Annotated in this window: 16 protein-coding genes; 10 read left to right on the forward strand and 6 right to left on the reverse strand. The window is 46.4% G+C overall.

The window, feature by feature from the left end; translation table 11 throughout:
• Window positions 1-220 precede the first annotated feature (220 nt).
• Both recO and deoC read right to left on the reverse strand, forming a co-directional pair.
• On the reverse strand, window positions 221-1,096 hold the full coding sequence (recO, locus tag E5S67_RS02040; RefSeq protein WP_172184982.1) for a DNA repair protein RecO: 876 nt from the start codon (window positions 1,094-1,096) through the stop codon (window positions 221-223).
• 244 nt (window positions 1,097-1,340) lie between these two features.
• On the reverse strand, window positions 1,341-2,021 hold the full coding sequence (gene deoC, locus E5S67_RS02045; RefSeq protein ID WP_172184984.1) for a deoxyribose-phosphate aldolase: 681 nt from the start codon (window positions 2,019-2,021) through the stop codon (window positions 1,341-1,343).
• A 317-nt stretch (window positions 2,022-2,338) separates the two neighbouring features.
• Here deoC and E5S67_RS02050 point away from each other — a divergent pair, with 317 nt between their 5' ends.
• Complete coding sequence (locus E5S67_RS02050; protein ID WP_172184986.1) at window positions 2,339-2,701, forward strand: hypothetical protein; 363 nt, start codon at window positions 2,339-2,341, stop codon at window positions 2,699-2,701.
• 347 nt (window positions 2,702-3,048) lie between these two features.
• On the forward strand, window positions 3,049-4,071 hold the full coding sequence (locus E5S67_RS02055) for a tetratricopeptide repeat protein (protein ID WP_172184988.1): 1,023 nt from the start codon (window positions 3,049-3,051) through the stop codon (window positions 4,069-4,071).
• A 91-nt stretch (window positions 4,072-4,162) separates the two neighbouring features.
• Here E5S67_RS02055 and E5S67_RS02060 read toward each other — a convergent pair whose 3' ends face one another.
• The 3 genes from E5S67_RS02060 to E5S67_RS02070 form a co-directional block, all read right to left on the reverse strand.
• Window positions 4,163-4,909, reverse strand: a complete 747-nt coding sequence (locus E5S67_RS02060; RefSeq protein WP_172184990.1) for a hypothetical protein — start codon at window positions 4,907-4,909, stop codon at window positions 4,163-4,165.
• Window positions 4,910-5,483: 574 nt separating this feature from the next.
• On the reverse strand, window positions 5,484-6,206 hold the full coding sequence (locus tag E5S67_RS02065; protein WP_172184992.1) for a pyridoxine 5'-phosphate synthase: 723 nt from the start codon (window positions 6,204-6,206) through the stop codon (window positions 5,484-5,486).
• A 62-nt stretch (window positions 6,207-6,268) separates the two neighbouring features.
• Window positions 6,269-7,054, reverse strand: coding sequence for a nucleotidyltransferase domain-containing protein (locus E5S67_RS02070; RefSeq protein WP_172184994.1), 786 nt, complete (start codon window positions 7,052-7,054; stop codon window positions 6,269-6,271).
• A 271-nt stretch (window positions 7,055-7,325) separates the two neighbouring features.
• Here E5S67_RS02070 and E5S67_RS02075 point away from each other — a divergent pair, with 271 nt between their 5' ends.
• From E5S67_RS02075 to E5S67_RS02100, 6 genes are all read left to right on the forward strand, one after another.
• The gene (locus E5S67_RS02075) at window positions 7,326-8,186 is read left to right on the forward strand and encodes a Tab2/Atab2 family RNA-binding protein (protein ID WP_172184996.1); all 861 of its coding nucleotides are present in this window, start codon (window positions 7,326-7,328) and stop codon (window positions 8,184-8,186) included.
• A gap of 439 nt (window positions 8,187-8,625) precedes the next feature.
• Window positions 8,626-9,921, forward strand: coding sequence for a TldD/PmbA family protein (locus E5S67_RS02080; RefSeq protein WP_172184998.1), 1,296 nt, complete (start codon window positions 8,626-8,628; stop codon window positions 9,919-9,921).
• A 135-nt stretch (window positions 9,922-10,056) separates the two neighbouring features.
• The gene (locus E5S67_RS02085) at window positions 10,057-11,013 is read left to right on the forward strand and encodes a GDSL-type esterase/lipase family protein (protein WP_172185000.1); all 957 of its coding nucleotides are present in this window, start codon (window positions 10,057-10,059) and stop codon (window positions 11,011-11,013) included.
• 370 nt (window positions 11,014-11,383) lie between these two features.
• Window positions 11,384-14,197 (forward strand): chloride channel protein, encoded by a 2,814-nt coding sequence (locus E5S67_RS02090; protein WP_172185002.1) that lies wholly within the window; start codon window positions 11,384-11,386, stop codon window positions 14,195-14,197.
• A gap of 175 nt (window positions 14,198-14,372) precedes the next feature.
• A complete protein-coding gene (locus E5S67_RS02095) occupies window positions 14,373-15,494 on the forward strand; it encodes a glycosyltransferase family 4 protein (protein WP_172185004.1) in 1,122 nt (373 codons plus the stop codon).
• 11 nt (window positions 15,495-15,505) lie between these two features.
• Window positions 15,506-15,739, forward strand: a complete 234-nt coding sequence (locus tag E5S67_RS02100) for a hypothetical protein (RefSeq protein ID WP_172185006.1) — start codon at window positions 15,506-15,508, stop codon at window positions 15,737-15,739.
• Window positions 15,740-15,892: 153 nt separating this feature from the next.
• Here the strand turns inward: E5S67_RS02100 and E5S67_RS02105 are convergent, their stop codons facing one another.
• Complete coding sequence (locus E5S67_RS02105; protein WP_172185008.1) at window positions 15,893-16,828, reverse strand: DHH family phosphoesterase; 936 nt, start codon at window positions 16,826-16,828, stop codon at window positions 15,893-15,895.
• Between the two features lie 66 nt (window positions 16,829-16,894).
• Between E5S67_RS02105 and bioF the strand changes: the two genes are divergently transcribed.
• Both bioF and pirA read left to right on the forward strand, forming a co-directional pair.
• Window positions 16,895-18,067: an 8-amino-7-oxononanoate synthase gene (bioF, locus tag E5S67_RS02110; RefSeq protein ID WP_172185010.1), complete on the forward strand. Its 1,173-nt coding sequence runs from the start codon at window positions 16,895-16,897 to the stop codon at window positions 18,065-18,067.
• Window positions 18,068-18,348: 281 nt separating this feature from the next.
• On the forward strand, window positions 18,349-18,498 hold the full coding sequence (gene pirA / locus E5S67_RS02115; protein ID WP_172185012.1) for an arginine synthesis PII-interacting regulator PirA: 150 nt from the start codon (window positions 18,349-18,351) through the stop codon (window positions 18,496-18,498).
• Window positions 18,499-19,075 lie beyond the last annotated feature (577 nt).

The following is a 19,075-nucleotide window of genomic DNA, read 5'->3' on the forward strand; positions in this document are numbered from 1 at the left end:
GGGGTGGCTCGCCTGGGTGGAGGTTGGGGGAATGGGGATTTCAAATTGAGGGGTTAACCCCTAAGTTTATTAATAATCTCGTAACTTTATCTCTATCTATTATCTGATGTCGCAACAACCTTGAGAATTTACCTGAAAATGCCGGCAGGTTCGGGTATCCCGCAGGCTGGGGGTGCGATGTACGATCGTTCGTTCACCTATTTAACTAAACACTCAAAATTTAAAACTCAAAACTCTCTAAGTAGGTATCGATCGAGCTTCCCGATCTAATCGTGCAACCTAAATGATACTGGGCATATTGCCGCAAAATATTTTCTACTGATACCCAAGTTGTTCGATCGGCAATCCCCTCTCCTAGTTCTGGACTAGCCAACTGTTGCAGCGCTGCTAATTCCTTAGCATTAATCAAGAAGTTTGTCAAGTGTTTGCTGCCATTCGTTTGCCGGGAACGAGAAGCGGATTTGTACAAGGTGCCGGTTTCTGAAGAGAGTTCTGCCTCTAGGTTAGCTAGTTCGGACAAGCTGAAGGTTCCCCCAGAGGGTATACTAAACCCGGTTTGCCAGTTCGGATCGCTGAAATTTGGGATCAGCGGGTGTCTGGTGGCGCAGCAGACTTGGACTTGGGGCGCGAGGCCTGCTAAGGCTAGCAGGTGAAAAATGCCGTGGCTGAGGTGGGCGACAAGCACGGCGGCGGATTGGATTTCCGTGCGATCGGACAAACGCTCCAAACGGCTCAAATGTTCGCCCAGCAACCAAAAGAGTTCTTCTTGGGGCTCATCGGAAAGGGCGCTGGCGATCGCCAATTCGGCCAGATATTGCGCGGCTGAGAGTTTCCCGAGGTTGCGGCTCAAACCCGGATGGGATTGTACGGTGTCGGCTTGGGTAATTTTGTCGAGCGATCGGCCTTTGGCAATTAGCAATTCGTTGACCACAAATAATTCGCTTCTACCGCCAATGGTCGATCGCTGTTTGCGAACACCCGGTGCTACGGCTCGAATTAAGCCGAATTCCCGCGTCAAAACTGTCAGCACTCGATCGGATTCGCCGATCGGCGCACTCTTAAGATTGATTCCAGTTGCTTTGTAAGTTCGAGTCACTCGATTTTAGATTTTAGATTTTAGATTTTAGATTTACTTCGGACAGTTTCATTGTCCTCGTTGGTCGATCGACCTGGAACAGTCATTCTACAGTTGGCAATCAAAAACTGTCCGAAGTATTGTTATTAGACAGTAGCAAAAACAGTCCAGGACGCAGAACTTTTAGTTGTAGGGTGCGTAAGGGCGAACCAATTCCCAATTAGTCATTAGTCATTAGCCATTGCTAATGACTAATGACTAATGACTAATGACTTTTATCTAAATTATCGCGCTGGCGGATTAATTCAGGGCCGCGGGAAGTCCCCAAACGAGTTGCCCCAGCTACTACCAAATCTAGAGCTTGTTCGTGAGTGCGAATTCCGCCGGCGGCTTTAATCCCGATCCTGCCCTTAGTAACTTCCTTCAGCAGTCGCACATCGTCAACTTTCGCCGGACCAAAAAAGCCTGTGTTGGTTTTGATGTAAGCCACACCAGCTTCCATGCAAATCTCAGCCGCTAATTGTTTTTCGGCATCCGAAAGCAGCGAACTTTCGATAATTGCTTTGATGGTGAGATTAGTTTCTTCGCAAATTTGGGCTAATTCCCGGTGGAATTCGTCGATTCTTCCAGCTTTCAACAATCCTAAGTTAACGGAGACATCTAACTCTACGGCTCCACTATCGGCGGCTTCTAGAGCTTCGTAAAGTTTCACCGTTGAAGTCGAAGCACCGGTGGGAAAACCTATAACTGTGCAGACTTTTGGACGTTTGCCGTGCAGCAGCTCAACTGCTTGTCTGACGTAGGCGGGATACACGCAAACTGTGGCAAAGCCAAATCTCTCTGCTTGTTGGCAGCAGTTTTCTACTTGCTCTGGCGTGGCGGTAGGGTCAATCAAGCCGTAGTCGATAAAGGGGGCAATATCGATGTCTGGCTGGTTTGCAGCCATTGTTTTTTTCTCTTTGAAATAACTACTTTATTAAGTATGTATCGAATTTACCAATTTTTGACTTTACTCATGGCCTGAGCGAGCACAAATACTCAATTCGCTGCTCGTAAAAACTCTTGTGGGAATTGATTCACCTATTTATGCAAAAAAAAAATTTTTGATATCTGCCTTTAGATACATTTTGGATCTTTCTTTAGGTATACTTTGTTAAAAGAGTTGCGGTAGAGCCTGCGTCAGCTACGCTAAGGCAGAGCCTGGTAGCGGCTACTGTTTTTACTCTGATTAGTGCTTTAAAAACATAAAAGCCAGTGCCAAGCATGAATCATTTAGAACTCGAACAAGAAATTGGAAAGATGGCTAGAGCGATGATGACTCGCAATAGCTTAATTGGTAAAGATTTGATTGCGGATCTTAGAGGGCGGCTGTCTGTTGACAGTGTAGCTGCTTTGATGATTGTCAGTATTGAGCGTTTGATTTGGTATGACTGCGAGTCCGTGATCTGGAGTTTGAGTTATTTGATTCCTGCTGACGTGATGGAAGAAATTCGCCGCATTACTGCGCTGGTTGTTTGCCAGCGGTTGATGGGCAAGGGTTTTGTGCTGGGGAAAGATTTTAGTATTGATGCAACAGGCCAGTTGCTGTTGAATGAGAATGCTAAAACAGCGGTTGTGGTTGCTTGAATTGGGCAAGCAGAAGTTCGATCGCACTATGAGATTTGCAGTTAGACTTTGGGCTGCCTTGGACTCTTTGTGTAACTGCAAACCTAATTCGGGATGCGGTAAATAGTTGCGCGATTCACGCTGATTTGAAATGCGCAGCACCTCCAACAAGCGATGAGTGGGGTTAGCAAAAAAAACATCTTACGAGAGGAAAATATTTAGTTTCTCCCGCCAATTGTTGAGTTTGTTACTGGTAGTTTGTACGGGCGATCGCCCTGTATCAAATATTTCAGATTTTTAGTGGAATTACCGTTTTACTCCAGCTATGGTTTCAGGTAAAATCATCCCTAAGATAGATACAAAATATTATGAACTTAATTCAAAACTTGGAAGCGGCTTGGTATTACCATCTGGGTTCGCGTCACCTCGAAGCTAACGACGATCATGCTGCTCTGGCGAACTTTAACAGAGCTGTGAAGTTGCAATCAGATCATTATAAGGCTTGGTTTGGGCGAGGCATGGCTTTAGGGAACTTAGAACGGCACTTAGAGGCGTTACATAGTTTTGATGAGGCCTTGGCGGTGCAGCCGAATGCGAGCTTTGGCTGGCACAACCGGGCTATTGCTTTAGGAAAGTTGGGTCAGCACTTGGAGGCTCTCAACAGTTTTGACAGGGCTCTGGAATTTAGTCCGTGGGCGGCGAGTATTTGGCACAACCGGGGACTGACGCTGATAGATATGGGGCTTTACAATAAAGCGGTTCTGAGTTTCGATCGCTCTTTAGATTTGCACCCGGAGGCTGCTTGGGCGTGGTACAACCGAGGTAATGCTCTGTTGGAACTCAAGCTTTACTATCTGGCGCTCAACAGTTTTGACAGGGCGATCGAGTTTAACCCTGACGACGCGAAGGCTTGGTACAATCGCGGTATAGCTGCCAACTCAATGGGACTTTACAAACAAGCAGTGGCTAGTTTTAGTCGATCGCTCGATCTGAAACCGGGCCGAGCCGAAGCTGTGGGCGAACGGAGAGTGGCTTTGGGGAAATTAGTAGGTTTAAATCAGACAAATGCCAAGTTCACTCCCACATCTGAGTCTCCCTTTGAAGATTATTTAATTTGGTATAACCGGGGTGTAGAATTGGCGCGAAAAGGCGACTACTCGGAGGCGATTGCTTGCTACGAAATTGCTTTAGAAATAAATCCTGATTTTGCTAATGCTTTTTACAATAAAGCTTGCTGTTATGCGCTAATGGGATTTGCTGATTTGGCTCTTGACAATTTGCAGCGGGCTGTGGAGTTTATCCCTAATTTATACCGAGAACTAGCTTTGGCTGACTCGGATTTAAGCTGCATTTGGAAACAAGAACGTTTTGAAGCGCTGATCCAAGGTTGATTTTGCGCAAAAAACAGCTCGCCGATCGGGCGAGCTGTGGTAATTGGGCGGCGCAAGTTCGATCGCGCGACAGTATTTTTGCCATCTTTAGCTATCGCACATAAACTTTGATGGAGGGCTTGACCGGCCTTTTGGCAACTACCATCACCCGGTAAATGCCGGATTCGGGGAGTTGAGCAAAAGTTTGACCTTCGCCTTGATCTAGGAGTTGTCCCGACGGAGATTCGATCGCCAGATCTAGATTTTTATTGCTAGCAGTTACCCTGATTGTTTGTCCCTGCTTGCCTTGAACCGTGATGGGCTGGATCTGGTAGCCGGACATTTTGAGTTTGATTGTGGCTTCTTTTTCCCTGAATGCTATGGGCATTGCGCGATCGGGCCTATAAGTCCACTTGGCGTTAAAGTCGCGTCCGAGTACGAAGCTGCTGGTCTGACCTTTCGGGGTAACTCGCACGCGGTAGATGCCGGACTCTGGTAACTGACCCACCCACTGATTGTCGCTTTTTTCAATAACCCCCATATTTTCACCATTGGGACTGTAAAGTTCGGCTTTCAGTTGTCCCGCCCACAGCGAGAGAGTGAGTTCTCGCCCTTTGACGCCTTCAAAAATATAGGTGGTGGGTTGGTTTATGGTTTCTCGAATTTCCGAGGTTGACATTCGCTCGATCGGTTCGATGTTGGGAACTGCGACAGAAGTAGCGGTTTTGTTAACGGTTTCTGTAATTTCCGAGGCAGCCATCAGCTCGCTCGGTGCAATTTTTGGGGCTACTGGGCTGGCAAATACAGATTTTGCCGCCATCACGAGTAGCATTCCAGTCAGTAAAATTAGTTTTTTCATGGCGCACTTCCGATTGGTAATGAGTTGTATATGGTTACTTGTGTTTGCCTGTTTTCACCGGATTAAATCTGGCGATCGCACAGAGGCTACAGCAGTATGGAGGATACACATAAATACCCCGTACTTGCACAAAACCTGCTGGTAGCAGATTGGCAGTGCGGGAGCTAAGTAGTAGCCTCAGTTTTTCGAGACATTTCAATGATACTCCCTACACATAATATTATTAGAGAATATTTAGTAATTTGGTCGAGGAAAATTCAAGCTGTTTCGGAGGATCTTGCTTCAAAAAAGCCCCCACCCAAAAAACGCGGTGTTTTGGCTGTGGGAGGAGCGCTGCTACTAGAAAAAGCTAGCCCCCGCAGGGGGTGACGGCCCCTACTATTACCTATTTTTGGACGATCGACTAATTCTGTCTGGCGATAGACACCGCACCTTACCATATTCGTAGCGTGTTAAACCACTTTTTGCGTAAGTTTTGATCCTGTATGCTTGTAGGGGCGGATTTAGTTAGTATCTCTGATACAAATGAGTTTACCGCAGTAAAATCCGCCCTTCCCCATGAGGTTAATTTGTACTACGAACCTGCCAGGATTTTTAGGTAAGCTTGTACTGTGTTGGACAAGCCCATTTCTAGCGCTTCCGCAATTAAAGCATGACCGATCGATACTTCGAGTATATCAGGAATAGAGCAAAATTTAGCTAAGTTTTGCAAATTTAAATCATGTCCGGCATTCACTCCCAAACCTGCTAATTGAGCGGCTTGAGCTGCTAAGACATATTGTTGAAAAACAGATTCTACTCTACCTTCGCGAAAAGCAGTTGCATAGGGTTCCGTGTACAGTTCTACTCTGTCTGCTCCAACTTCTTTTGCTAGCGGCATGAGAGCAGCATCTGCGTCCATAAACAAGCTGACTCTGATGCCGTTGTCTTTTAATTTTTGAATGATTGGTAAGAGCCGATCGCGATTTTCGGGAATATTCCAACCGCTATCCGATGTTAGCACGTCGGGAGCGTCCGGCACCAAGGTACACTGAGCCGGTTTTACGTCGCAAACTATATCCATAAATGGCGGCTGAAACGGATTTCCTTCGATGTTGAACTCGACAGTTAGCATTTTGGCTAATTCGTAAACATCGGCAGCTTTGATGTGCCTTTCGTCCGGGCGGGGATGGACTGTAACGCCGTGAGCTCCGGCAGCAATTACTGTTTTTGCAGCTTCCGTAACGCTGGGAATACCGATGTTTCGAGAGTTTCTGAGAAGGGCGATTCTGTTGATGTTAACGCTGAGTTTTGTCACGGGATGTTAATCTTTAAGGTTGATGCTACTATATTAATCGTTTTTGGTACAAAACCTTGATCCTATTGCGGTAGTGTTAGGGTGTTATCAAAGTAAAAATTAGCTTCTGCAAGCGGTAAACTTTCTGCAAAAAAAGCCTCAGCTATTTGCTGTTTTGCTGCTAAATCTTCAAGGTTGGCAATGCAGAAAAGCGGTGCGATGCGATCTACAATTTCTGGCGGAAAGTCTCGGCTAAAATATTTGAGTTCAAAGTCGTATCTCTGGGGACGGTAAATCATGCCCAGCAGTTCGACTAATGGTAGAAGCGTCCAGTTGTGATAGTTGCCGATCGCATCTATTAAATGTTCGCGATAAATCTCTTTTTTTACCAGATGTTGCAGCAAATCGAAACGGATTTTAATTTCGTTGAATCTCGACTGCATTGTAGATAAATGTTTGCTTCGATCCAAAGGAGGCGGTACAATTAGATTAGCTTTGTCAAAGGCGATCGGCACTTTCCCGTGTCTCTCTATTTCCAGAAAATCGTTGCGGCTGCTGCGCCGGAAAACGGCGAAATCAATTAGCAAAAAAGGTGGGGTTTCTTTGAGCCGCCAGAAACACTGCGACTGACCGTGCCAAGCGGGTTCGGGAACTCGATATTTGAGTTCGATTTCGCCAATTTCTGCGAGGGCTTTTTCAACAATCTCAAAGGTTTTTTCCACGCAGGTATCTTCAACCACAACAGCAATATCGAGGTCAGACCACTCGTCGGTGTATCCGTGGGCTGCTGAACCTCCTTGCCATAAAGCGAGAACAAAATCTAAAGGTTGTAAGGTAGAAACAATCTTTTCGAGAATGATTTGTCTCATGGAATCAAGCTATACAGTTGGTTTTCCCTGGCTTGCACAAGTTTAACAAACGATCGCAGGTTGAGATTGCTCCGCGACAGTTCTCCGAAGAGTTGCTAATGCGTCCGGTTGTGCACTGCTGCCAAAAATTACACGGGAAGCTGCAAGGGAAAGTGGCAATCTTTGGGAAAGTGCGATCGCCCGCGATTGAAAATCAGCCTTAAATTGTCAGAATCAGAAACTTGTCCCCTGTCCGGTAACATGAGAAAGGATTAATTTTTAACAGCGCGGCATGGCTACTATTTGGGAACTCGACTTTTACAGCCGTCCAATCATAGACGAGCGAGAGAAAAAAAAATGGGAAGTGTTGATCTGCGAAAGCCCGCTGAATGTAGGCGACAAGGCCGAATCTCTGTTTCGCTACTCGCAATTCTGCTCCAGTTCAACCGTGAATTCCCTGTGGCTGGCGGATGCAATTAAAGATGCGATCGCCGCAGCACCGAAACGACCTGAAAAAATCCGCTTTTTCCGCCGCCAAATGGGGAACATGATTACCAAAGCCTGCGAGGAGTTGGACATTCCCGCCGCCTGCAGCCGCCGCACCCTCGCCCTCAGCCTGTGGCTGGAAGAACGGATGCAAGACGTTTATCCCGCTGAACCGGGCTATCAACCCGTTGTGAACCCGAGCGTTCAATTTGTACCCGAAACGCCAGTTGCTCTGCCGGATGCTTTAATCGGCGAAAAATGGGCGTTTGTGAGTTTGCCGATCGCAGCTTTTGACGAAATGTCCGAGTGGGATATCGGATTTGGCGAAGCTTTCGGGCTGCCGATGACACGCCTGGGCCCGGAAACGCAAATTCCGGGACTTATTATCTACTCGTCGAGAGCAGCAGCCCTGGCAGGTTGGATGTCGGGTTTGGAGTTGGCTTTTCTCAAATTTGACAGCGGCCCCCCCGCTAGGCTGGTATTAGATACCGGAGCTAACGATCGCTGGATTTTAGCTAATCTCAGAGACGCAGCAACTGAGAGAGAAGCGAAAGGATTTGAAGCCGCTAAAAAGCAAGCAAAAAAAGTACATTTTTTAGCAATTCAGTCGAAGCCGGAATCGGAATCTTTTGCAGGGTTTTGGCTGCTGCACGAACTAACTATTTAGTCGCTCGCTTAGCAATAACTAATATCTGGCAGCATTCTCAATCAGATTTAAGCAACCTGGTTTTTTCAGGATAAATCTCGGCTTTCAGATCTGACCCGCAGCAAGAAAGCCGGTTTCTGGCCCCGCCCAAAAACGGATACAACCCCCCGATTCCTGTCGTGGAGAGATCGAAATTTTAGATTGATAGTTCAAGTTCCCAGATTCATCTGTGGAGTAAATCTAAAACCTAAAATCTAAAATCTAAAATCGACTGATGGGATTGGTAAGATTCAAACAATCACAAATGCGTAAAATCTTGTTATCGCCCATTCCACCAGTTCCCAAAAGAATCTAAATGTAGACCCGTGATCCCACCCCATATCCAGTAAGTCATTGCCAATTCTTTAATCGAAAATCGAAAATCGAAAATCGAATCGCCCATTACCAACCACAGACAACAATGACCAATGACCAATCAGCAGAACAACTGCTAGAATTAGCCACCAAAGCAGGTGCAGAAGCTGCTGAGGTATTGGAATCGCAATCGCTCTCGCGGCCGGTCTTTTTTGAAGCAAACCGCCTCAAACAGCTAGAAACCGCCCAAGCAGAAGGCATTGCCCTGCGGCTGTGGCGGGACGGGCGGCCGGGTTTGGCGGTGGCCTACGGGCCCGTGGAACCGCAAATTTTGGTGGACAGGGCGATCGCGCTTTCGCAACTCAACGAACCGGAAACCATCGAACTCGGCACCGGTGAGAAAGTTGTTTATCCCGATCGCGGAGTGTCGGTGCCGGCCGAACAGCTAGTAAACTGGGGAAAAGAGGCGATCGCGATCGTCCGCGAAGCCTATCCCGAAAGCCTCTGCACTGCTGAACTCGACTGCGAAATCGAAAGCACCCGCTTGCTGAACACCAGAGGCTTGGATTCCAGTCACACCGACACCACCCTCAGCGGTTACTTGTCAGCAGAATTAGTGCGGGGAGAAGATTTCCTCAACATTTGGGAAGGCGAAACCGAACGCGGTACCCTCGACTTAAACACCAGCGCCAAGCGGGTTTTGCAGCGTTTAGAATGGGCGAAAGATAATGTTGCTCCCGCCACGGGCCGCGTGCCGGTGCTGTTTACAGCCAAAGCGGCGGATTTACTGTGGGGGACTATCTGTGCGGCGTTGAACGGCAAACAGGTACTCGAAGGCGCTTCGCCTTGGAACGATCGATTAGGCCAACAAGTGACATCGCCGCTTGTCACCCTCTCGCAGCAGCCGGATATCGGGCCCTATAGCTGTCCTTTTGACGACGAAGGTACTCCGACTCGGGCGATCGTCTTTATCAACAGCGGAGTGTTGCAGCTATTTTATACCGATCGCACCACCGGTCGAGCCTTGGGTAGCGGCACTACTGGCAACGGATTTCGCCCGGGTTTGGGCAGCTATCCCACGCCGAGTTTGTTCAATGTTTTGATTAAACCAGGAGAGCGATCGCTAATCGATTTAATCGCTCAATTAGACGACGGAATTGTAGTCGATCAAATGCTTGGTGGCAGTGCCGGAATTTCCGGCGATTTTTCGATTAACGTCGATCTCGGCTACCGAGTCAAAAAAGGTCAAATAGTCGGCAGAATCAAAGACACAATGGTAGCCGGCAACGTCTACAGCGTTCTCAAACAATTGGTAGAATTGGGAGGAGACTCCGAGTGGAACGGTTCTTGCCACACACCGTCTCTAATTGTAGAGGGATTGTCCGTCATCGGCAAAAATTAAAGTCAGTTGGCAGTTGGCAGTTGGCAGTTGTTAGTTGTCAGTTGTTAGTTGTTAGTAGTCATCAATCATCAGTTAACAGTCAACAGTCAACAGTCAACATTCACCAATTCCCAATTCCTAATCCCCACACATACTATGCGTATTTGTTTTATCGGCGATTCTTTTGTAAACGGTACTTGCGATCCCAAATGTCTCGGTTGGACAGGACGGATTTGCGCGGCTGCTTGCGGACAAGGACACGATATTACCTACTACAATTTAGGAATCAGGGGAGAAACCAGTGCCGATATAGAAACTCGCTGGTTCAGCGAAGTTTCTTGCCGCTTACCTCACTACGGCGACGGCAGAATAGTATTTTCCTTTGGCGTCAACGACACTTACCTAGAAAACGAAAAAATTCGCCTTGAAGTTGAGAAATCAATTGAAAATGCCCGATATATTCTCAAGTCTGCCCAAGAAAGAGTCCCTGTTTTAATGGTAGGGCCACCGCCAGTTATCGATGCCGATCGCACAAGCCGGATTGCCAACTTATCCGAACAATTTGCTCAAGTTTGCAGCGAGTTAAACGTGCCTTATCTAGATGTTTGCACCCCCCTGCAACAATCGGAAATTTGGCAAAAAGAACTTACCGAAAACGATGGGGTCCATCCCCGCGCGGCCGGTTACGCTGAATTGGCTAAAATAGTTCACAATTGGGACGGTTGGAAAGCTTGGTTTAAAAATATCAATATATCAGATCGAGAGACAGTAATGCTGTTCCGAGCCGTCGGCAAAAAAGAAATGGAACTGATTAAAGAAAGCGATTTTATGGCATTTCCGCCGCGCTTATCCTTTCAGCCTACTTTTTATCCGGTACTTCACAAAGCCTATGCCATACAAATTGCGCGAGATTGGAATACAAGAGATGCAGCATCGGGATATTTCGGCTATGTCACGCGCTTTCGGGTGGCGGCAGAATTCTTAAAAAAATATCCTGTTCAAAATGTGGGCAGTTCGATTCACGAAGAATATTGGATTCCGGCAGAAGAATTGGTCGAATTTAATCGCAATGTAGTCGGAAAAATTGAAATTTTTGCTGAATATCAACCGTAGAATAGAAGCAATGACAGAGGTTAAATTTTAATCAATTTCATATTTGTAAGTTTTGACTGCTACGGCCCTCTCATAGATTGGGAAAGCGGAATACAGCCAGCCTTGAGACAATTGCTGTCAAGTCGCGAGATAGATTTGGCTAAATCGCAGACACGAGAAAACAGGATTTGGGGCGACACTGCCGGCCAGCAGCTAGCGTGATTTAGAAGTGCCGGATTTGAAAACACTGGTGGAGGCTATAGGGCAAAAAAATCGCAGATTGATATCAAATCCGGTAGCATCGGAATTACAGCAGATTTCAGGTAAGTATCGAAGGATTTTTTGCTAAAGTTTGATCGAGCAGACAATTCTCAGGTAATCAACGCTATTTATGCCGTATATTACTATCCCTAAACAATTTAGGGAACCTTCCAGGGTTATCGCATCTCAACTGTTTTTACGGCCGAAACGCCTCGCTATTTTTGAAGCTTGTCTGATCGGTTTAATTTCAGGACTCGCTGGGGTTTTGCTCAAATCAGGAGTCGGATGGCTCGGTAGTTGGCGAGTTGCTACCTCGACAGTAATTCCAGCTTGGATATTACTGCCTAGCGTCGGTTTATGCGGCGGGTTGCTAACAGGTTTCTTGGTTGAGCGTTTTGCTCCCGAAACTGCCGGCAGCGGCATTCCTCACGTCAAAGCTGCTCTCGGCGGAGTCAATCTTTCCTTAGATTTGCGAGTAGCTGTCGCCAAACTTCTGACCACTATTTTAGCAGTTGGTTCCGGTTTAACTTTAGGCAGGCAAGGCCCAACTGTGCAAATAGGAGCATCTTTGGCCGGCTGGATAGGTCACTTGATGCCTACTTCCCCAGATTACCGCCGACAATTGATTGCTTGCGGTGCTGCTGCGGGATTGGCTGCTGGTTTCAATACTCCCATTGCAGGAGTTTTGTTTGTAGTGGAAGAACTGCTGCACGACGTTTCGGGATTGACTTTAGGGACTGCAATTATCGCTTCATTTATCGGTGCAGTTGTCTCTCAGCTTTTGGGCGGCGATAGTTTAAGTTTGAACCTTCGCGAGTACCAAAGCAGTTTTGAGGCTCAGGAAATTCCCTTCTACATACTGCTAGGAGTTTTAGCGGGATTGCTGGGAGCTTTGTTCACCAAAGGGATTGTTGCTAGCTTGCAATTTAACAGGCGATCGCTCAAATTAGCTTTGCCCGCGCGAGTGGCTCTAGCTGGCATAATCTGCGGTTCAGTAATAGCTTTTCTCCCAGAAAGTTTCCGCAACAATACGGGTTTGCGGGAGTTTCTGCTGACAGGTGAAGCAAGCGGCATAACGAGTTTAATTGCTTTTGTAGCTCACTTTTTTCTGACAATTATTTCCGCTGCTTCGGGAGCTCCGGGAGGATTGTTCTCCCCTTCCCTAGTTATGGGTTCTGCACTCGGTCACATGGTGGGCATTGTGCAGGCAGATGTCCTGGGTATCGGTTTGCCGGTAACTTATGCTTTGGCGGGAATGGGAGCGTTTTTTTGCGCGGTTACTAGAGCGCCGATTACTGCGGTAGTAATTGTGTTTGAAATTACGGCGGATTTCAAATTAGTGCTGCCTTTGATGATCTGTTCTGTAGTTGCTTATTTAATGGCAGAAAAGGTAGAGAGCGGCTCGCTGTACAATCACCTTTTGGAGTTTAACGGCATTGAACTGACAAAGGCACAAGCTGCCAGCAATACTTTAAGCGACTTGTACGCAGAGGACGTGATGCAGCGCCGAGTTGAAACTCTTTCGAGTCTGCTGACTTTCGATGAAGTGATGCAGGCATTTTCGCGATCGCACCACCGAGGATTTCCAGTTGTTGAAGATGGCAAATTAGTCGGAATTGTCAGTCAAACCGATTTGGCAAATGCCAGCGAGCGCAATTTTTCCGGAGACTCGCTGCTCAAAGAATTTATGACTGTACAGCCGATCGCAGTCAAAGCAAAGGATACTTTAAGCGAGGTATTGTACAGGCTCAACAACTACAATATCAGCCGCTTGCCAGTCATAGAAGGCCGCCGTTTGGTGGGAATTATTACCCGCAGCGACATTATCCGAGTGGAATCCGATCGCCTCAGCGGAGAAACAACCCAGGGCCCGCATCCAGAACCTTCCTATGTTGTCTATCAAACCAGGGCTCCGCAAGTCGGAAACGGCCGCTTATTAGTGCCGCTTTCCAACCCCCAAACAGCACCCGCTTTGCTGCGGCTGGCGGCGGCGATTGCGCGCGATCGCAATTACGAATTAGAATGCCTGCAAATCATCTTAGTACCGCGCAACAGTTCCCCCTCAGAAAGCGCAGTGCGGACAACCAAAAGCCGCCGCCTGCTGCAACAAGCCGAGCGAATTGTTCGCAATTGGAACTTGCCGGTTCACACCCAAATACGGGTAGCTCACGACGTGCCTAACGCGATTTTGGAGACAATTAGGGAGGGGCACATCGATTTAATTTTGATGGGCTGGCAAGGCGAATTTTCCACAAAAGGACGCATTTTTGGTGATGTTGTGGATACCGTAATTCGGCAAGCCGGCTGCGAGGTTATTTTGGTTAAATGGAGCGAAAAAATATTAGCAACCCGCAAGAAAAATGAGTTTTCCCCCTCTTTTAACGGGCGGAAATATACGTCTATAGAATGGGAGTTAAAGCCCGAAGGAGTTGACGGCGCAGATAATCCCGCATTGGCGATCGGCTCAGATTCATCAGCGACTCCAGAGACTGAACTTCCCCCGCCGAATTCAGACATTCCAGCGCCAGAATTGGGACTGCACACGCTGATGGGTTTGCAGCGCTGGTTGGTGCCTATTCGCGGCGGTTACAAGCAAGCTGCGGCTTTGCGGCTGCTACCTGCTTTGGTGGCTGCGAGTGCTGTACCGGAGATTAAATTGTGTCAGGTTCACCAGCCTTCTGTTGCACAACCCGATCGTCGCGAATTAAAGCAAGCGGCGGAGTTTATCCAGCGCAGGGTTAGCTGTTCGATAATAGCGACTTCGGTTTGCGCTACATCGGTTTCTGATGCTTTAATTGATTTGGCTCAGAACGATCAGTGCGATGCGATCGTCCTGGGAGCGAGCCGCGAAGGGCTGCTGAAGCAGGTGATTCAGGGGAACATCCCGGAAGCTGTGGCGCGCGGGTGCGACTGTACAGTCATTTTAGTGCGATCGGCCAATTAGCCCTTAGTTAGTTGTTATTTGTTATTTATTAGTTGTTATTTGTTGGTATTTTAGCCTTCCAGTCTTGTTCCCAGGCTCTGCCTGGAAATACATACCCGGAGGCTCTGCCTCCAATAATCAATAACCAATAATTAATAATTAATAACTAATAATTAATAATTAATAACTAATAAATATGGTTCACTTTAACGTCGGCTTTCAACACTTTAACTCCTTCGGCGACATTACACTATCCCTGGCAAAAACTTTAGACCAGATGGGAATTCCTATTTCTGTCGAACCCTCGACAATCGCCTCTCACCTCACCCGTAATTCCACAACAGAAGAAAACCACCTGTTAGAGAAGTGGATGAACACCGCACCCTCAGATTTATTTCAGATAAAATGGTCTCATTACTGGAAACCTTATTTTTTAAAAGAACTCAAGGGACATCTAAACTTAGAACTTTTTGCTATCAATTACGAATTCGCCAAAAACACTGATGATTATGATTACTGGATTTACGATGCTGTCAATAACTTATCCCACAAACTAGCCGTCAGCCAATATTCTAAAAACGTCTTAATAAAAGCTGGATGTCCGGCGAAAAACGTATCAGTCATGCCTCTAGGTTTCAATCCTTTAATCTCGCAACTCTATTTTCCCAAACCGCAAAAAAACCAAAAAGATGTAAAATATATTCTCCACATGACCAATTCTTTTGATTTGTATAGATTTGGCACGGATGTCGCCATTCAAGCTTTTTATGAAGAGTTTCAAGACAATTCCAACGTAGAGTTAATTATCAAAGATGGCGGCAAAAATCCAGAGGTTATAGTGGAACATCTCGTCAATATCCAAAAGCGCCTCGGCAAGTTAAAGCCAAAAATTCTGATAATCCCTAAATTTTATAAGAAAGCAGAACTAGCTGATTTATACTTGTCAGCCGATGCTTTTTTAGCTCCGTTTCGCGGCGAGGGTTTTGCGATTAAAATTTTGGATGCCTTTGCAGCAGGTTTGCCCGTCGCTATGACTATGTACGGCGGCCCGACTGAGTACGCCAATGCTGATAACTGTTATCCCATTGCTTACGATCTAATTCCCGTCGGAAAGTGTTACGATACTGAGTATCTAAAAATCAGAAATGCTCCTCATTGGGCCGAACCAAATGTTCAGTCTGTTCGCGAACAGTTGCGAAAACTTGTTGAAGACCCGATGCGTTTTCAGGTAGCTCAAAAAGCTAGAGAGACGGCGGATTTATTTAATTGGGAAGCTGCGGCTCAAAAATTGCTAAGATTAATGCGAGAATTGTTTTAGGAGCCGAAATTATGGGACTCGAACGCAAAATGTTTAGGGGAATGTTTTCACCGGGGGAAGTGGTACGATTGAAACAGCCTTGTTTTACTCCCGGGCGATTGTTTGAGGCAGGAAAATATAACGCTGATGAGTTGCCGGATATCGCTTTTGATATGGGTTTGGTAGACCATTTGCAGCCAGTCAAAGGCAAGAGTTCAGAAAATCTCAATGCCCCGAACCCGCCATCTCAAAACCTTGAGGACTAAACTCCCGTTTGCAGTAAGGACTTTAGTCCTGGAAATTCCCGTTTGTAGTAAGGACTTCTGTTCAGAAAATCCCTGTTTGTAGTAAGGACTTTAGGCCTGAAAAATAAAGTAATCAAAGACTCAAGTCCTGACTGCAAAAAAGATAAAGCCAATTTAACCATTTTGCTCTATCTGGGCAATTAACTCTTTCAAAACTTTACTAGCTTTATCATTCTCAATCTGACAAGTTCCGGCATTGTGGTGCCCGCCGCCCCCATATCTTAACATTAACTCCCCAATATTTGTTTTAGAAGTTTTGTTAAAGATTGACTTGCCAACTGCGAAAACAGTATTTTGTTGTTTCAGTCCCCACAGTGCGTGAATCGATATATTGCACTCGGGGAACAAAGCGTAAATGACAAAACGATTTCCCGCATAAATCACATCTTCGTTGCGCAAATCCAAAACAACTAAATTATTATAAACTTTGGCACAGCGCTGTATTTGCTCTTTAAATTTTTCTTCTTGATCGAAGTAGAGGTCTACTCTTTCTTTCACATCAGGAAGCTGCAAGATTTGATCGATGGTATGATTTTTGCAGTAATCGATTAACTGCATCATTAACTGATAATTGGAAACCGTAAATTCTTTAAACCTTCCCAACCCGGTTCGGGCGTCCATTATGAAGTTTAACAGCACCCATTCTTGTGGATGCAGAACCTCTTCTTTGGCAAATTGAGCGGAATCTGATTTGTCAACTGCCTGCATCATCGCGTCGGAAATATCAGGAAACTTTGCTTTGCCTCCATAATATTTGTACAGAACCCTAGCTGCGGAAGCTGCATAGGGGTCGATGATGTGGTTGATTTTGATTTTCTCGTGTCTGAGAGTTTCGCTGAAATGGTGATCGAATGCTAGATGAATTCCCTCAACATAGGGTAAATTGGTGCTAATATCGTTATTTGTTATTTCGATTTTTCCATCCTGCATATCTTTAGGATGCACGAATTTAATCTCGTCGATCATATCGAGTTCTTTGAGCAAAACGGCACAGACAAGACCGTCAAAATCGCTGCGGGTGACTAATCTGTATTTTTTAGTGAGGGGCATATGCTTGTGTGATAGGCAGGGACTGATTATAAGACAATATAACTTATTACCCGATCGCTTTCCAAAATGAACGCTGACCCTTACGCTTGGATAGAGAAGTCTCTCGACACTATTCGCCGCGCCCATTGGTATCGATCGCCACAATCGATCGAGAGTTCCCCCGGGCCCGTGGTAGAATTAGCAGGCCGTCGGCTGATTAACTTTGCCAGCAACGATTATCTGGGACTTGCCGGCGATGACAGGTTAATTCAAGCGGCTATAGCTGCAACTAAGGAATTTGGTACGGGCGCGACGGGTTCGAGGTTGCTAAGCGGACACCGCGATTTGCACCGAGAGTTAGAACTGGCTATTGCTAATTTAAAACAAACTGAAGATGCTTTAGTCTTCAGTTCGGGATATTTGGCGAATTTAGGGGCGATCGTATCCGTTGTCGGCAAGCGCGATTTAATATTATCTGACAAGTACAACCATTCGAGCCTGAAAAACGGAGCCGCACTCAGCGGTGCAACTGCCCTAGAATACAGTCACTGCAATCTTGAGGATTTAACGGTCAAGTTAGAGCAAAATCGGGCGAGATACCGCAAGTGTTTAATTATTACCGATAGCGTCTTTAGTATGGATGGGGACTTGTGTCCGCTGCCGCAGTTGTTAGCTTTGGCCGGAAAATTTAACTGCATGGTATTAGTAGATGAAGCTCACGCTACAGGAGTTTTCGGTGCTAGCGGTGCCGGTTGTGCAGAACATTTCGGGTGTACGGGAACACCGCTGATGCAAGTGGGGACACTCAGCAAAGCTTTGGGAAGTCTGGGCGGCTACGTTGCGGGCTCTGCTGCTTTAATTGATTTTCTGCGTAATCGAGCTGCGAGTTGGATTTATACTACGGCATTGACGCCTGCTGACGCGGCGGCTGCTTTGGAAGCTGTGAGAATTGTACAGCAAGAACCAGAACGCCGAGTTCGGTTGCGACAAAATATCGAAACTTTCAAATATTGCGCGATTACCAATCACCAATTACCAATTACCAATTCCCTCTCCCCAATTTTTAGTCTCCCGTTAAAAGATGCAGCTGCAGCTTTAATAGGGGGCAGCAAGCTCAAGGAAATGGGTATTTTTGCTGCGGCGATTCGGCCTCCGACTGTCAGCGTCAGTCGAATTCGGATTTCGCTGATGGCAACTCACGAGCTCGCACACCTTGAGCAGTTGGTAGAAGCGCTGGAGCAAGTTTTGAGTTTTGACTAAATGTTGGGTGCGCAGTGCGTCGCTTACCCTTTGAGTAAATGTTGGGTGATGGGGAGGATTTCTACTTCTGCCTTTTGCAGCTCTAGCCTTCTGCTGCTCTAGGCTTTTGCCTTCTTTGGGATTGTCAAGATATCACTATTGACTTCTGGTCAATATTGTACAGTAGTTTGGTCGATCGGTCAACAACTGTAAATTTTTTGTAAATTTAGATACTTTTTGAAATTTAGCGCTATATTAGAGAAGTAGCAGGTACACCAAATTTAACATAAGGAACGTCCACCATGAACACAAATCGTCAAAACGTAAAAAAAGTCGCAGAAACCCACCGCGCTAATATTCACAAGCAACTGATGCACCGCATAGAAGTAGCGAGATCCAGTGGAAACCAAGATTTGGTTCGGGTGCTTGAAGAGGAAATGAGACAGCTTTAAAGAAGCTGCAACTAGAATTTGCCCGTAGTTTGGTTTAGAGGGTTGTGCGAGAAATGCAGAATTCCGGCAACCGCTACCTGTGAACTTTTGACTCCTCTGTTAGTTGGTAGAAAAAACCCCGGTTTCTTGAAGAAACCGGGGTTTTTTATTGAGAAGGAAGAATAAACAAAAGAGGGAACTGTCCTGGACGCCTAAACTTTATCTGTAGGGTGCGCTTCTGTCCACAGAGATTCTACAAATAGCGCAGTGAACCATTTTTTGCGTAAGTTATGAAGTCAAAAGGAATAGGGAAGAAGGAAGAACAGGACTTACGCTGCATTCCTTCTATTTTTACACTATCTGTAGTAGTAAAGTGCGCCGAAGCGCACCCTACTAATAACTACAGGACTTACGCAACTGGTTAAGGTGAGGGCGTGCTCGCGCCCTCACGTTAACCAGTCCGGGGCACTGACAAGTTGACAGTCGCGACTAACGACCAAACTCAAGGGGAGCATCCCGGTTTTGCGCTTTTGAGCATCAAACGGATATTGATCCGTTAAGGTAGGCGCACCGAAGCTTAAGCATTTGATTGACATTT

Source organism: Microcoleus asticus IPMA8, from assembly GCF_013179805.1.
In the GTDB taxonomy this organism is placed as follows: domain Bacteria; phylum Cyanobacteriota; class Cyanobacteriia; order Cyanobacteriales; family Microcoleaceae; genus Microcoleus; species Microcoleus asticus.